The organism is Prevotella dentasini JCM 15908 (assembly GCF_000614065.1).
Taxonomy (GTDB): domain Bacteria; phylum Bacteroidota; class Bacteroidia; order Bacteroidales; family Bacteroidaceae; genus Prevotella; species Prevotella dentasini.
Map to the genome: position 1 here is coordinate 107,023 of NZ_BAKG01000002.1, position 15,925 is coordinate 122,947.

11 protein-coding genes and 1 tRNA gene are annotated in these 15,925 nt (G+C 52.4%); 5 read left to right on the forward strand and 7 right to left on the reverse strand.

What is annotated here, in order from left to right:
* Window positions 1-162 precede the first annotated feature (162 nt).
* Both JCM15908_RS11600 and JCM15908_RS14265 read right to left on the reverse strand, forming a co-directional pair.
* Entirely contained in the window at window positions 163-2,508 is a 2,346-nt protein-coding gene (locus JCM15908_RS11600) for a cation-translocating P-type ATPase (RefSeq protein ID WP_234396348.1), read from the reverse strand.
* Entirely contained in the window at window positions 2,427-3,017 is a 591-nt protein-coding gene (locus JCM15908_RS14265; RefSeq protein WP_084607799.1) for a P-type ATPase actuator domain-containing protein, read from the reverse strand. Before JCM15908_RS14265 ends, JCM15908_RS11600 begins: the two co-directional genes overlap by 82 nt.
* Window positions 3,018-3,513: 496 nt before the next feature.
* Here JCM15908_RS14265 and JCM15908_RS01475 point away from each other — a divergent pair, with 496 nt between their 5' ends.
* A complete protein-coding gene (locus JCM15908_RS01475) occupies window positions 3,514-4,875 on the forward strand; it encodes a dipeptidase (RefSeq protein ID WP_025001984.1) in 1,362 nt (453 codons plus the stop codon).
* Window positions 4,876-4,968: 93 nt separating this feature from the next.
* Here JCM15908_RS01475 and JCM15908_RS01480 read toward each other — a convergent pair whose 3' ends face one another.
* Both JCM15908_RS01480 and JCM15908_RS01485 read right to left on the reverse strand, forming a co-directional pair.
* Complete coding sequence (locus JCM15908_RS01480) at window positions 4,969-9,459, reverse strand: carboxypeptidase regulatory-like domain-containing protein (protein WP_025001985.1); 4,491 nt, start codon at window positions 9,457-9,459, stop codon at window positions 4,969-4,971.
* 62 nt (window positions 9,460-9,521) lie between these two features.
* The gene (locus JCM15908_RS01485; protein WP_025001986.1) at window positions 9,522-9,965 is read right to left on the reverse strand and encodes an HU family DNA-binding protein; all 444 of its coding nucleotides are present in this window, start codon (window positions 9,963-9,965) and stop codon (window positions 9,522-9,524) included.
* A gap of 840 nt (window positions 9,966-10,805) precedes the next feature.
* Between JCM15908_RS01485 and JCM15908_RS01495 the strand changes: the two genes are divergently transcribed.
* Window positions 10,806-11,303 carry a very short patch repair endonuclease gene (locus JCM15908_RS01495; RefSeq protein ID WP_025001988.1) on the forward strand — a complete coding sequence of 166 codons (498 nt, stop codon included), beginning with the start codon at window positions 10,806-10,808 and terminating at the stop codon, window positions 11,301-11,303.
* A gap of 67 nt (window positions 11,304-11,370) precedes the next feature.
* Here JCM15908_RS01495 and JCM15908_RS01500 read toward each other — a convergent pair whose 3' ends face one another.
* Window positions 11,371-11,817 (reverse strand): cupin domain-containing protein, encoded by a 447-nt coding sequence (locus JCM15908_RS01500; protein ID WP_025001989.1) that lies wholly within the window; start codon window positions 11,815-11,817, stop codon window positions 11,371-11,373.
* A gap of 223 nt (window positions 11,818-12,040) precedes the next feature.
* On the opposite strand from JCM15908_RS01500, the gene JCM15908_RS01505 reads away from it, so the two are divergent.
* Window positions 12,041-12,409, forward strand: a complete 369-nt coding sequence (locus JCM15908_RS01505; RefSeq protein WP_025001990.1) for a winged helix-turn-helix transcriptional regulator — start codon at window positions 12,041-12,043, stop codon at window positions 12,407-12,409.
* Window positions 12,410-12,489: 80 nt separating this feature from the next.
* A complete protein-coding gene (locus JCM15908_RS01510; protein WP_025001991.1) occupies window positions 12,490-12,816 on the forward strand; it encodes a hypothetical protein in 327 nt (108 codons plus the stop codon).
* A 6-nt stretch (window positions 12,817-12,822) separates the two neighbouring features.
* Here JCM15908_RS01510 and JCM15908_RS01515 read toward each other — a convergent pair whose 3' ends face one another.
* Window positions 12,823-13,461 (reverse strand): hypothetical protein, encoded by a 639-nt coding sequence (locus tag JCM15908_RS01515; protein WP_025001992.1) that lies wholly within the window; start codon window positions 13,459-13,461, stop codon window positions 12,823-12,825.
* Window positions 13,462-13,680: 219 nt separating this feature from the next.
* Window positions 13,681-13,754: transfer RNA gene (locus tag JCM15908_RS01520), tRNA-Met, on the reverse strand.
* A gap of 247 nt (window positions 13,755-14,001) precedes the next feature.
* Between JCM15908_RS01520 and JCM15908_RS01525 the strand changes: the two genes are divergently transcribed.
* Window positions 14,002-15,903: an LptF/LptG family permease gene (locus JCM15908_RS01525; RefSeq protein ID WP_025001993.1), complete on the forward strand. Its 1,902-nt coding sequence runs from the start codon at window positions 14,002-14,004 to the stop codon at window positions 15,901-15,903.
* Window positions 15,904-15,925: the final 22 nt, after the last annotated feature.

Genomic DNA, 15,925 nt, shown 5'->3' on the forward strand with positions numbered 1-15,925 from the left:
TGTTATGCCTGCTGACTTCATATTTCGGCAGTTGGACGGCCGATGTGCGAAAACAGAAATCCCGTCTATCCGATTCCATAACAAGAATTAGATAGACGGGATTTCTGTTGTTTTATTTTCACTTCCCCAAGAATGGGCTTCGGGTTTGAAAGAAGCAGGAGGCTATCTCCTAATCTTCGTCCACTGCCATGCCTCCCGTACCCAAAGCACGAGCGAGGAGCCGGCAATGATGATGAGCCAGTCGAGCGGACGCAGGCTGACGACGTTGAAGAAATCCTGTAGAATGGGAAGCTCGACCATCAGAATCTGGCCGGCAAAGATAACCGTAACGATGAACGCGAGTCCCTTGCAGCCCTTGAAGTGGAGTGCACTCCGCCCTGTATTGAAGGCACGGGCATTGAAGAGATAGAAGAAATGTGTCATGACGAAAATGGTGAAGAACAGCGTCAGTTCGTAGGGACTGAGTGCGTCGCGTGCCCCCAAGTGCAGATGGAGGAGGTCGGTGAGCTGCCGGATGTCGGCGTGCTCAAAGATATAGAGGAACACCAAGAGCAGGAGGAAGAAGAAACTGCCTACGCCTGTGATATTCCACAGCATCTCCCGGTTGAGGATAAACGCCTTGCGGTCGCGTGGCTTGTCGTTCATCACCCTTGACGAAGGCGGCAGCGAGGCCAGAGCCATGGCTGCGAAGGTGTCCATGATGAGGTTGACCCACAGCATCTGCGTTACCGTCAGGGGAGATTCCGTGCCCATCAGTGCGCCCGAGAGGACGATAAAGCAGGCGGCAACATTCACCGTCAGCTGGAAAAGCAGGAACCGCTGAATGTTCTGATAGAGCGAACGGCCCCATAGAACTGCCTTGCCGATGCTGCTGAAAGAGTTGTCTATAATCGTGATGTCTGACGCTTCCTTGGCCACCGACGTTCCGTCGCCCATCGATAGTCCTACATGGGCGGCATGAAGAGCCGGTGCGTCGTTCGTTCCGTCGCCCGTTACGGCTACGACTTGTCCGTTGCGCTGTAGCGACTCAACCAGCCGTTTCTTGTCCATCGGACGTGCACGTGCAATGATTTTCAGTTCCATCACCCGCCGGTCAAGCTCCTCGTCGCTGAGAGCGGCAAATTCCGGCCCTGTAATGATATTGCGTTCGCTGTCAGCAGCAGTCCAGAGACCTATCTGCCTGCCTATTTCCGTAGCAGTTCCCGGCGTGTCTCCCGTAACGATTTTCACCTCAATGCCTGCTCTCATGCACTCTTCCACCGCTTGTGGAACGTCTTCACGCACGGGATCGCTGATGGCTACGATGCCTTGAAAGGTCAGATTGTCTGCCTGAACGGCTCCATTATTTATAGCTCCTGCCCCGGTATCGAGTATCTGATAGGCAAACCCCAGTGTGCGCATAGCCTGTGCCTGATAGCTCTGCAATTGTTGTTGAATGGCTTCCTGCGTCATTCCTCCTTCTATGTTCCGGCATAGTCCGAGTACAATCTCGGGTGCTCCCTTCACGTAGAGGATGGTCTTCCCCTCCATTGCCGCCGACCTGACGACGGTTGCCATATATTTCCGTTCGGTAGAGAAAGGCAGCTCGTCTATTGTCGCGGCCTCTTCGCGCAGCGTCTGATAGTTTTCGCCTGCCGAGCGGAGCCACAGCAGGAGCGCGCCCTCGGTAGGATTGCCGATGGCGACAGGTGCGTCGGGGTGGGAGAGGTCGAGGGCGGCTGTGCTGTTTACGGCCATTCCTTCCTTCAGCAGGCGGCTCTCTGCATTGTCGGAAAGCTCCTGCCCTTCGCCCAGTCCGTAGAATTGCGTCTTGAAGACACGCATTTGGTTCTGTGTCAGCGTCCCCGTCTTGTCGGTGCAGATAACGGTTGTCGCGCCCATTGTCTCACAAGCGTGCATGCGCCGGACGAGGTTGTTGGTCTTCAGCATCCTCCGCATGCTGTAGGCAAGGCTCAGCGTAACGGCCATCGGGAGTCCTTCAGGTACGGCAACGACGATGAGGGTAACGGCAATCATCAGCGTGCCGAGCGTATATCCGAGCAGGCGCGATATGTCCTCGCCCGGCAGCAGGAAGCTGTGCAGTACGGTGATAGTGCTGATGAGGGTGAGGAAGTAGAGGGTGATAATGGATATACATACTTTCCCCGGCCATTGGTCAAACTTGCGGATGACCATCCAGAAAAAGAGAATGGTAGGCACGACGAGCGACCATGCCGGATAGGCCCAGTCGAAGAAGACGAGCATGCGGCAGATAATGACCCCGGCAGCAAACACATAGCTGATTTTGGTTATCAGCTTGCCCAGTCCGTCGAGTTGTTCGTTGAGCGGTGTGCGTACGCTGTTGTCTATCTGTGCTGCCTCAAACACCTTTCCGTTCTCGGTTTTGTCGCCTACTGCGAGCACGCGGAAGATACCGTGTCCTTCCATTACCTTCGTTCCGCGCATGACGTGATGGGTAGGGAAAGTAGCCTCCGGGTCGGAATCCTCCTCCGTGTGCTCTTCCTGCAAATAGGTTCGCCCGTCAGCGACGATTCGTCGACGCTCAGGCTGATGGCCTCAAGCAGCTCGCCGTCGGCAGGAATCTCTGCCCCTGTGTTGAGGATAACGATGTCCCCGACCACGATGTCGCGCTTCGGCACGGAGGTGGTGTTGCCGTTTCGTATCACCTCTACAGGTTCGTCGTCGTTCACCTGATTGAGGATGGCAAAGGCCTTGTCGGCTTTCAGCTCGAAGAAGAAGGCGATGCCCGTAGCCAGCAGGATGGCGATGAAGATGCCGACCGGCTCGAAGAAAGTGCGCAGCCCCTCGTTCAGCCCGAAGTATTCGTAGCAGGCAATGCCGATGGAGAGTGCTCCGGCAATGAGCAGAATGATGATGAGAGGGTCGGAGAACTTCTCCAAGAAACGTTGGAAGAGCGATTCGCGTTCGGGAGGCGTCAGTATGTTTGTCCCGTTCCGTTGGCGGCTCGCTGCCACCTCTGCATCGGAAAGCCCGGTGTAATGATGTCTCTGTTTCATAATGTCTTCTGTCTGTGATGCGGTTGCGCCTCTGTTGTACCTCTTGTTCTAACTTATGTTATCGGGCCGCAATCCGAATGAAGTTGCAAAGATAATGCTTTTTTTCCGATTAGTTATTCTTCCCCGGATATTGTTTGCCTTAGGCCGCAAAATGAAAGCGGCGTTTTCGCACCATCAAAGTGCCTGTTTCGCAAGGTGAAAACGCCACTTTCGTTTTGTTATTCGGGCTTGTCGGCAAACAGGCTGTGGCAGTATGGCCGGCAAAGCGGTTTACCCGTAAGGTGCGTGGACAGCCTTTGGGAGGCGGAGGCCTGTCGGACTGGCTGCGGGACCTGCCGGGAGGGTTAATATTTTCCAATACATATTAATCGGAAAGTAAATCTTTAAGATATTGTGGCTTTTCTACTTGCGTTCAGAAAAAAAATAGTATATTTGCAGTGCACTCGTCCGGTAGGACAAGGCAACTATGAAAGAAAATCTCAAAATATCAAAGACTATGATAAAGAAATATGTAGAAGAGAATGAGGCAAGAATGCTCGAAGAGTTGTTCAGCCTGATACGTATTCCAAGCGTAAGTGCACAGCCTGCCCATAAGGAAGACATGGTAAAATGCGCCAACCGCTGGAAGGAGTTGCTTTTGGAAGCTGGTGTAGACAAGGCAGAGGTGATGCCCTCAAAGGGCAACCCCATGGTCTATGCGGAAAGGATAGTAGACCCAAATGCCAAGACGGTCTTGGTTTACGGCCACTATGACGTGATGCCGGCTGAGCCGTTCGAGCTTTGGAAGACCGAACCGTTTGAGCCGGTAGTCAAGGACGGACACATCTGGGCACGTGGTGCTGACGACGATAAAGGCCAGTCGTTCATTCAGGCCAAGGCGTTCGAGTATATCAACAAGCACGACCTGTTGAAGCACAATATGAAGTTCATCTTTGAGGGGGAAGAGGAAATCGGCTCCGGCAGCCTTGCTCCGTTCATTGAGGAACACAAGGATTTGTTGAAGTGCGATGTCATTCTCGTTTCCGACACATCGCTTATCGGTGCCGACGTACCTTCTATCACGACTGGTCTGCGTGGCTTGGCTTACTGGCAGATTGAGGTTACAGGCCCTGACCACGACCTCCACTCCGGCACGTTCGGTGGAGCTGTAGCCAACCCTGCCAACGTTCTCTGCAAACTCATCGGCGATGTAACCGGCCCCGATGGCAAAATCCGCTTCCCGGGATTCTACGACGACGTTGAAGAGGCATCGAAGGAAGAACGAGAGCTTGTGGCTTCTATTCCTTTCAGTGAGGAAGAGTACAAGAAGTCGCTCGGCATCAAGAATATCTTCGGCGAAGAGGGTTACAGCACAATTGAGCGCACCGGCTATCGTCCGTCGTTCGATGTCTGCGGACTTTGGAGCGGCTATCAGGGCGAAGGCGCAAAGACCGTAATACCCTCAAAGGCGTACGCCAAGATTTCCTCGCGCCTCGTACCGCATCAGGACTATAAGAAGATAGGCCAGTTGGTCGTAGACTATTTCAATAAAGTTGCTCCCGACACCGTTACCGTGAAGGTAGAGACGCTTCATGGCGGTTACGGCTACGTTTGTCCTATCGACTTCCCTGCTTACAAGGCTGCCGAGCGTGGCTTTGAGAATGTATTTGGCAAGCGTCCGCTGCCAGTCCGCATTGGCGGCAGTATCCCCATCATCTCTACATTCGAGAAACTTCTCGGTACGAAGAGCGTCCTCATGGGATTCGGTCTGGAATCCAACGCAATCCACTCTCCTAACGAGAACATGCCCGTAGACCTTTGGAAGAAAGGCATTGAGGCGGTTGTCAACTTCCACTTGGAATACGACAAGGAAGCGTAAGCGCGGTTTTTCAGTGATAATATATAAAGAGGGTGTGGCTGTTGAGCCACACCCTCTTTGCTTTGTCGTGTTCTTGTCAAAGTCAGAACGGCATTACTGCCGTCTGACTATCTTTATGCTGCGGCTTGATGTCTCGCCGCTGAGCTTCATGATGTAGATTCCCGTATGCAGGGAGGCGATGTCAATATCGTGCCCGCTGCCTTTCTTCACCAATGCGCCCTTGAAGTCGAAGAGCTGCCAAGCCGTCACTGCCTCCGAGGTGCGGAGCCTGTCGCATGCGGCATCGGTATATACGGCGAGCCTGCTGTCTGCGTTGGCCTCGTTGATGCCCGATACCGGCTCGGTCGTGAACGTAATGGCCTTTGTCTTCGACCGTCCCGACTCATATACGGCCGTTACCTCTGCCGTGTGCTCTCCTGCCGCAAGTGCGTTGAGCATTACCTGTCGGCCCGTTTGGTCGATTCCGTCCACGATGCTTCCGTCGAGTTTCACTTCGTAGGTAGCACGGTCGGCAAGTGGCTTCTTCACGCTTCCGTCGGCGTATGGAGCTTCCTCGCCCACAAACATGTTGTCTATCATAAGGAAGTATCCTCTCGGAGTCTCGTTGAGCAGCACCATGCGTCTTGCGTTCTCCGGCACATCGAACGACATTTCCTGCCAGTTCTGGTCCGACACGTTTGTCGTCTCGCTTATCCAGCTGATGTCGCTGAGTGTCTTCGGATATTCCTTATCGGTGTATCCTACCCTTATGGCAGCCTTCCCTACAGAGTTGGTGAAGCTCTTTATGACAAACCTGAACGTGGCCTTGCCCGTGAAATTGACAATGGGCGAGAAGACAAAGTCGTTGTTTGCCTGCGTGCGGTTGCCGAAAGAGGCAAGGTATTGCTTTCCCGAATAGGGCTGGGAGCCTGCATCGAAGAAGGCGAGCGAGGGCGTTGTCTCGTATGGGTTGAAGGCCATATATGACATGGGGAGGCCCATGAACTTGAATGTGATGTTATCGAACTCCACCGTCTCTGCCTTGTCCATGTCCCAGTATATCCAGTTCACTTCCTTCGTTGCCGGCTCGACGGTGAACGGTTCGTAAGACTCGAAGTCGTCGAAGAAATAGTTATCGGTGTTCCACGACAGCATGCGGCTGTCTTCCGCACCGACTTCCTCCGCCTTGAGGTTATATGCCGGAAGAAGCCTTTCGGTAAAGTCAAGCTCGTGGCTGAACTCCGTCTCCTCGCCTTCTACTGCCAGTGTGGCGTCTATGTCGTCGAAGCCGTCAAGTCCGGCACGTACAGCATATTTCTTCTTTGCCAGTCCTTCGACCGTCCATGTAGTCTCGTCTTTCTTCGTTGCGGTGTATATCGTCTCTTTGTCGTCTTCAGCCTGCATCATTATCACGGGCGGAGTAGACGGCATTGCCGCGTTTGCCTTCACTTTGAAGCTGACATTGGCGAGAATGTTCCTTCCTATGCGGTCCGACAAAGCCTTGCCCGACTCGCCGGCAGCTTCGGTTACGCTCGTGACGGCATACCTGTAGTATCCCATCGGCAGCGTTCCGAACTGCGTGTCGCTGTATTCGCGCACGGCTGCATCCGTTGAGGCGAGATACTGCCAGTCCTCGCCCTCTTTCTCGAGTCTGCGATACACGTTGTACTGCTTCTGCCGCTGCAACGTGCCGGCAGCGGCTGTGGAGTCGGCGTTGAGAATGGCATGGTCGATGCCGATGAGCAGGTTCTTCTTCATGTCGTGGATGTCGAGATACTCGAATGGGGCATTTTGGTAGTCGCTGTTTATCACATGGACGTTGGGTTCAAAGTCAAGTCCCCCGTTGACGCCTGCATCTGCGAGCATGCTCAGGAATCCGTTGTAGCGGAACGCGACGAGCGCGCCGCCCCTTACAATCAGCGGCTGAGGCAGTTCGTAGCGGCACCATTGGTTGTCGGTGTTGGCAATGTCCTTCTGCTCGTAGATGATGTTGCTTGTGGGATTGCCCTCGGCGTCGAGTGCGAATACCACCAAGTCCACCTTCTTGTGCGGCCCCCTGAACTCGTCGGTCTGCCACTTCACGGCCGTTATTGCCATGTCCTTGCGGAATACCGTGCCGACGATGCTCCGGTCGGTGAACGAGAAGACGCCTATGTGGGCGACACCCGGACCCTTGCAGTACGACAAGGAGTCTGTGTCGACAGGCTGCCCCCACTTCACTACCTGACGGCTTCCGTCGCCCTTGGCGGTTACCATGCGCGGTGCCACGGCCTTGTCTTTCAGGTTCAGCGTGGGCAGCGATGCCGCATCCTTCGTTATCCGTACTTCCTGCCGTTCGGGGAAGAGGCCGGGATGTATGGCCGAGAGCAGGTATGCCCCTTCATATATATGGTCTACCGTATAATTCCCCTCGCTGTCGGTGTAGGCGACATGCTCGTCGGTGGCAGCGGTGCCGTCTATTGCCGTCATCATCACCCTTGCGCCTGCGAGCGGCGTGCCGCCGAGGTAGGTAACCCTGCCGGTCGCGCTGACCTTCTCTATCTTCCGCAGCTCTATGCCGATGGCCGTGTCCTGCTCCGATGATACCCGGACGGCCTGCGCATGCAGCGCGTAGCCCTCCTTGCGTGCCTCAAGGGTGTAGTCGGCTTCGGGGACGTGGGCCATGCTCCATTCGCCGCGTTCGTCGGTCTTGGCAGCAAAGCCGGTGTCCTTCAGTCTTATCTCCACACCTTCAAGCGGCGTGCCGGCGTGCTCCACGGTACCGTGCAGCGAGCCTTCGGAAGCCTCCTTCACGACGATGCCGAAGACCTCAAGCTGGAACTTGTTCGGGTCGGAGTTCATCTGGATTGCAATATTCTCCCCGCAGTCGGCAGCCGGGGTGTAGTATGCAACGTAGTCGGCGCGGCTGCCCTCTTCGTTCGCCACCTCGAACTTGGCTATCTGCCTGAACTGCGTCAGCTGCTCCTCCTTGTCTCCGAGGCCTGCCCACAGGTTCATCTTCTCGGTCAGTTCGAGGTTGGCAGCGGCAGCCGTTACGGTTATCTTGTATTTCGTGCCGCCCTTCATGGCTATCGGGTGCGAAATCATCCAGTCGTCGCCGGCTTCGGTCTCGTTGTAGCTGCAGTAGACGCCCTCTTTCGACATCCGCTGTTTCCACGTGATGTTGTCGTGATTGCGGTCGATGACGGTCCACAGGGGCATGTCGTCGGCGGTAAAGCTGCACTGATACGGGATGGCGTGCGACGTTCCCAGAATGATTTTCTCCGACAGGGCCTCCTTGCCTCGTCCGCGTCCGATGGGTGTGATGAGGTATTGATAGACGGCGAGGCGTGCCACGGTGTTGTCGGTTATGGCTGTCCCGGCAATGTCTCCGCCTATCAGTATGTCGTCCGGCATCCGTCTGACCTCGTACCTTATGTCCGAGGGGATATATCCGCCGTCGATGCCCCTGACGGGCGCGGTCCACGAAATAGTGCACGACTTGCCGTCGGGCTGCCTCCCGAGGGTTATGCCGGTTACTGCGTCGGGCAGGTCTTCGCCTATGTAGGCCTGCTTCACGGTTTCCTCTCCGTTGCCCTCGCCGTTCGAGGCGTATGCCTTGTACGCATACAGGCCGTTGTCCGTAACCGTCTCGGTGAAGGACAGGTGCTCCCCGGCTGCCGCGTCATTCTTGACGAATATTTCCCTGCCGCCCCTCAGAAGATGAATCTTGAACGTGCCGAGTTCCGCTCCCGACGCCGTCTTCTGCGGAGCGTCGAATGAGATTCTCACTTCTTTTGAACCGGCACTCGCGGGCACAATCTCGAGGTTCTCCACCATTCCGGGCGCGCCGTCCTTGACGGTTGAGAACGGGAATCCGAGTCCTACAATCTGCCTCTCGCCTGCGATTTCGGTATTGCTCTCGTTGAATCCGTCTGCAAGGTTGATGTCGAGCAGCTGCGTTCCCTCCCGGGTCGTGCGCGCGGCCCACCAGAGCTTGCCGCTCCCGTGGTCTATCGCCATCGACTGCAGCTCGCTGCTGATGGTATAGTCGCAGCTGTTCATGGTCTCCTCGTTGCCGTCGGTGTCAATCCTGACGAGTTCGCTGTAGACGTTTTCGGCATAGAGCTGTCCCTGCAGGTCTGCCGCAAGCCCTACGAACTCCTGATTCAGCCCTGCCACCTCGGTGGCTTCGCCGCTGCCGAGGTCTACCCTGAGCAGGGTGTTCTGACGTCCGTTGTTGCCCAAGGCGTACATGATGCCGTTCTTGTAGTCGTAGGCCATGTCGTAGAACGGCTCGGCGCCGCTTCCGCAGTCGGCAATCTTGGTGAACGTGCCGGTGTCGAAGTCGTAGGTGCCGAAGGCCTCCGGCTCGGGGTCGCTGCCCGCCGTGCCGCAGGTCTGTACGTAATACTTCTTGCCGGCAAAGGCTCCGGCGCGGATGCTGAAGTCGTGGGCCCGGAGAATCCGGAATCCCGCCGGGTCCGACACGTCGAAGCTGCAAGGCCCCGTGTCTGAGGGCGTCTGCGAGTTGCCCCGGCACCACCCGAAAGCCTCCTGCGCCCCGGCTCTCAGTCCGATTGTCAGGAGCGACAGGACGAGAATCAATAAAGTAGTTTTCCTCATACTATGAAATGTTTTTAGGTTTTGGTGAATATGAATAACAGTCCTTCCCGGCCGCGCGCGGCCTACGGAAGCTCGTTTTCCTCCCCGTCCCTTCCGGCTTTCTTCCCCCGGCTCTTGGCCTGCGGGTCTACGCGGAAGAACTCCACGTCGTGCAGCTGGCGGAATTTGGCCGTAGGCGTGAAGAGCACGTGCGTCTTCGTAATGTGGGTCGAGGCCCTGAAGTCCTCCTCCTTCGCCACGGCCTTCGACTTGAACGAGGGGCGGAACGTCCCGAGCGGCCCGGCGTCGACGATGCTGCCCTGCGAGCAGAGGCGGTTGAGCACGGTGCGGAACTTGTAGAACACGGCCGCAATCTCGGCCTGTCCCACCGTAGAGTCCTCCGCCATCAGCTCGCAGAGGCTGTCGAAACTCACGTGCTGCCTCTGGCAGACGGGTCTTGCCACGAATAGCGTCTGGCCTTTCTTCGGCCCGACGCCCATCTTTCTTTTGTTTAGGGAGTAGTCCATAAAGTCTGGAATTTATTAGCTGAAAAATACCGGCACCTGCCCGGCCTTCCGCACTCTTCGCGGCCTTCCGTCCCGGTGCCGGCGGCAAAGTTACTGAAAGTTTTCCTTTCTCCAAAGCAAAACGCAGGTATGTTTTCCGAAAAAAGTCCATACTTTTTAGAGAAATCATAATTATGTTTTCTACGAACTATAATTATAAAATAAAAATTTGTAATTATAATCTTTATGGAAAGTACGTACTTATCAGAAAAATCATAATTATATTTTCTTTGAATTATAATCATAAAATAGGAATTTGTAATTATAATCTTTATAGAAAGAACGTACTTATGAGGAAAATCATAATTATGTTTTCTCCGAACTATAATTATAAAATAAAAATTTGTAATTATAATCTTTATAGATAGTGCGTACTTTTCAGGAAAATCATAATTATGTTTTCTCCGAACTATAATTATAAAATAAAAATTTGTAATTATAACCTTTATGGAAAGTACGTACTTATTAGGAAAATCATAATTATGTTTTCTCCGAACTATAATTATAAAATAAAAATTTGTAATTATAATCTTTATGAAAGATACGTAGTTTTCAGGAAAATGATAGAAACGAATCGGGAAACCACAATCGTATTCTTCCCCGGAAGATGGCCGTAGCCCCACAAGGCACAGGTGCGTTTTCCCCAACCGGCGGCATGGATTGTCGGGCTTTGCACCTGCTTTTCCCCTCGCCGGGCCCTGCCTTACGGACGGGTAGGGCGTCCCGTCCTGACGGCGGAGCGGCAAAATCTTCCCCCTTTCGTTGCCCGTCTGCCGATTTATGACTAACTTTGGTGCAGGAATGAAACAGCTCACACCAGAACAACGGCACAGGAACATGGCCGCAATCCGCTCGCGCGACACCAAGCCCGAGCTGATTGTGCGCCGCTTCCTCTGGAGCCGCGGATTCCGCTACCGCCTCTGCTCGGACCGCCTGCCGGGACATCCCGACTTGGTCCTCCGCAAGTACCGCACCTGCATCTTCGTCAACGGATGCTTCTGGCACGGGCACGAGAACTGCAGCCGTTATTCCCTTCCCAAGACCAATACGCGGTTCTGGGAAGAAAAGATAGAGCGCAACCGCCGGCGCGATGCCGACGTGCAGCAGAAGCTCGCGCAGATGGGCTGGCACAGCATCGTCGTCTGGGAGTGCACGCTGAAGGGCAGCCGCCGGGCCGCTACGCTGGAGTCGCTCGCCTTCACGCTCAACCACATCTTCCTCCGCGACCGTTCCTCCGCCTATCCGGCACCGGCAGGCGGCGACGGACTGGACATGGCGGCAGAGGAAGCAGCGGAATAGAAACGTCCCCTCCCCGTAGCCCTGCCCTGAATATTCACGCAGGCCTTGACGGAGGAGGTGGGGGCTGTTACCATTTCAGCTCGTCGTTCAGGATAACGCCGTCAGCGGCATCCTCCTTTTCGAAATTGTCGGCTTTGTACTGTATGCAGAGCATGAGCATTTCGCTGTCGCCCGTGTTCTTTAGAGCGCGCTTGCCTTCGGGAGCTACGCGGATGATGCTGCCTTCGGATACGGGAAAGATGTCGCCGTCTACCTGATATTTGCCCTCGCCTTTGAGTATGAAGTAAATTTCCTCATGGGTCTTGTGGGTATGGAGGAAGCCGCTGTCCTGTCCGGGAACGAGCGATTGGAAGGAGAGCTCGCTGCCCGTGGTCTGAAGAGCCTGGCCTGCGAATACCTTGCCCGGAATGTCGATGTCGCCCATGTGGAGTACATAGTCCTTGACTTCGCTGAACTTGCCTACATTCACTGCCGTGAAGTTTTTGCCTTTCTTCGTTGTCTCAATAGTCTTCATAATGCTTTGTATTTATATGGATTATTATTGTTTTGACGGTGCAAAGATATTGTGTTTCAGTGGTTTCTGCAAGTAGGTACGCGAATGTCAGTCAGTTACCGCAAGGTAAGTAATGTTGGAAATAAGGCGGTTGTGCTTTCAACATTTAGTATTGTTTAACAATAAAGGCATGAAAGGTATGGAGTATAATAGTTACTTTTGTGCAGTAGTATGCTTTTAGATTATGAATAGAACAGAATTCAGAGACGCGTTTTTTCCTGATTGCCCCATCCGCAACGTGCTGTCGAGGGTAGGCGACAAATGGTCAATGTTGGTGCTTTTCACGTTGGAGAGCAATAATTGCCAGCGTTTCAAGGAACTTCAGCGTAACATTCCTGACATCTCGCAGAAAATGCTCGCAGCCACGCTCAAGATACTTGAGGCAGACGGATTGGTACGTCGTGAAGCCTATGCCGAGATTCCGCCGCGCGTAGAGTATTCTTTATCGGATAAAGGTAAAAGTCTGCTGCCTCTTATAGACAATCTTCTTGTTTGGGCAAGTAGCAACATGGACGATATTATAGCATCCAGACGCCGTTATCTGTTGAAGTAATCCGGGTATAACTTGTCTTATCTTTGGCAGCAGGCTATTATGCTTTGGAGAAAAGTTGCTGTCATATTAATACGTTTAATATGGATATACTGAAAGATTTGTTTCTTGATAATATTACTGAAGACGGGGCATATTGCAAAATCGACAAAGTGATGGATGACATAGAGCATGGTTCCTACGACAACTTGATAGATGGAGAGGGACGTATTGATCTGGCTTCGCTGTTAGGTATGGACGAATATGAATACACTGCCTACTGCCAGGCAGCCCCATTAAGCGTCATTGCGGAATGGAGATACAACGGATGGCCTACGCGATGTTGTCTAACTGATAGACCTCTTGATTATAAGGAATACCATTGGTTTGTCACGGAATATGAACACGATAAGTATGGGCTTAGTATTTAAGCCCTCTCAGCCCCCCATCTGTCTAACACGATTTATTACAGATGACGAAATATCTTTTGGAACCTTCATATCCCACACACAAATTATCCGTTCTTTTGGATATTTATTTCCCCAAAGAATGATTTGAAATGCCTCATAAAGCAATCTTATCAACGACTTGTCTTCATTCGTACTGCCTTTTATCGCATAATCATATTTAGATAGAAGATAAAGAATCTCTTCTTTGTCTTGTGTCGTATGAAGATAATCTCCCATACAGTTGATTGCTGCAGCCCTTGTTTCCTCGTACATATCATTGTCCCAATCTATGAAACCATGTAATACATCCTTGTACGATGCAGCCAAATTCCAATATTGGTGAAGGCATAGCACTTTGATTGCAGATGCAACAATAGAATCGTCGAAAGAGTCGGTATTGATAAATTTCTCTATCAGTTCTTTATTATGTTGATTCGGCTCTACACATAGTCCGAAACTCAATATTCCAAGATGCAGTTTTATAGTAGAATTCTGCTTCCAATCGCACGTATTGATTGCGTGTAGTTGCTCACGGAGGAAAGATACTTCGTCATCCGCCAAAGCAGTTCCCCATTTCGCCTTCTCAAATAACTCGGCCATCTTACCATTTTCCAGATTCTTTCTCATATTAATAACTAAAAAGATTATTACCGCAAATATAATCCATTAAGAGGAAACTTCAAAAAATAATCGAATAAAAGATTTCTTTGGTGAAATCTCACAGGCTTTCATACCATAACTTTGTGCTCAGAAAGTTCACCAAAAGTTCACCGCACGGGTTATAAACGGAATAAAGGAACTACAACCATCGTTGTAATTCCTTTATTTTCAAGGCTTTAACCTTTGTAGCGGGGGTGGGACCCGAACCCACGACCTCCGGATTATGAATCCGACGCTCTAACCAGCTGAGCTATCCCGCCATCGTTTTCAGCTTCATCTCTGAAAGCGGTTGCAAAGATAAATCAAATTTTTTGATTAGCCAAGGAATATCTGAAAATTATTTCAAAATTATAATATAAAGTGCCAGTGGGGGAGATAGTGCGTGGAGCGGTGGGTGTGCTACAGCGTGGAGGGGGAAATAAAAAAGCTAAAAAAGCATGTTACTATGATATTTTTGTGTACTTTTGCACGTGAATAGTGCGGCTGTGCAGTTTCCATTATGGTTAAATGTTTCGATTCAAGAAGTTAGACATATTCATCGCCAAGCAGTTTGGCTTACTCTTCGCAGGAACCTTCTTCATCAGTTTGTTTGTACTGATGATGCAGTTCTTGTGGAAATATGTCGACGAACTCATAGGCAAGGGGCTCTCGCTTGATGTCTTGGGGCAGTTCTTCTGGTATATGAGCCTGATGATGGTGCCGCAGGCCCTGCCGCTTGCCATCCTGCTGTCGTCGCTGATAGCCTATGGCAATTTGGGCGAAAGCTCGGAGCTGACGGCCATCAAGTCGGCAGGCATCTCGCTCTTGCAGTCGTTCCGTGGCCTGATAGTGATAACCGTCTGCATCGCCTTGGGCTCTTTCTATTTTCAGAACTATATTGGACCCGACTCGCAGAAGCACATGGCGCAGCTGCTCATATCCATGAAGCAGAAGAGCCCGGAGCTGGAAATCCCCGAAGGAGTGTTTTACAGCGGTATTCCCCAGACCAATCTCTATGTGGAGAGGAAAGACCTGAATACGGGGCACCTGTATAATATAATGGTATATAGGATGACCGACAGCTACGAGGACCAAGCCATCATCCTTGCAGACTCGGGCATGCTTCAGTCTACTGCCGAGAAGAAACACCTCGTGCTGAACCTTTGGAGCGGCGAATGGTTTGAAAACATGCCCTTGCAGACAATGGGCAACAGTGCCAGTGTTCCCTACCGCCGCGAGACCTTTGCCCATAAGCACATCGTGCTCGACTTTGACAATGACTTCAGCCTGACCGACATGGCCGGCATATCAGGCAATGCGCGAACCAAAAGCCTTGCCAAGATAGCTCATGACAAGGATTCTCTTGTAAGAGTTTCGGACAGCATAGGACATGCTTATTACAAGGAGGCGCAGGCAATGATTTACCGTGAGCCTGTGCTGAAGCCCGTCCAGATGAAGAAAGTGGAGAAGCTGGCGGCTCGGGATGCTTTCAGTGTCGATTCGCTTTACGGAAAGCTCCGTCCCGAAGAGCGGAGGAGGGTGATAGACCAAGCGTTGATGACGGCGCAGCAGGCAGTGGGCGACCTTGAGTTCAAGAGCATGATAACCAAGGATACCGACACGCAGATTCGTCAGCACACCTTGGAGATGATAAACAAATTCACCCTTTCGATGATTTGTATCATCTTCTTCTTCATCGGAGCACCGCTTGGTGCCATCATCCGCAAGGGCGGACTGGGTGTCCCTATCATCATCAGCGTTATTGTCTATATCGTTTTCTACCTGTTAGACAATACCGGCTACCGCATGGCACGGCAGGGGGCATGGGCTATTTGGTTCGGAAAGGGGCTTTCGCCTGCCGTTCTCATCCCTACGGCCATCTTCTTCACCTACAAGGCAAACAACGATTCGACGGTCTTCAACGTCGACATGTATCTCAATCTCTTCATGCGCCTGCTGGGACTGCGTGTCAAGCGACACATCAGCGGAAAGGAAGTCATCATCGACGACCCCGATTACGGAAAGGATGCCGATGCGCTTGAGAGGATGAACCTGACCCTGACGGAATACGCCCGGGGCCATAATCTGAAGTCGCCACCCAACCCAGTCAAAGTCTTCTTCAAGTATCAGCCCGATCATGTCGTCGAGCAGATGAGCGAGGAGCTTGAAGCCGTCATCGAAGATTTGGGCAATACGCGCAACAAGCTGATACTCTCCGAAATCAACAAATACCCCGTCCTTGTGGTGAAGGCGCATACAAGGCCCTTTGAGCGTAAGTGGATGAACATCGTCTCGGCCGTTATTGTGCCTGCCGGACTGTTCTTCTATCTCCGCATGTGGCGGTTCCGGCTCCGCCTTTTCAGGGACATGAAGATAATAAAGGAGACCAACGAGGCTGTCATTGCCGAAATAAGGGAGAAGCAACTTTAGGCTTCCTCCGCGTGATGTGTCA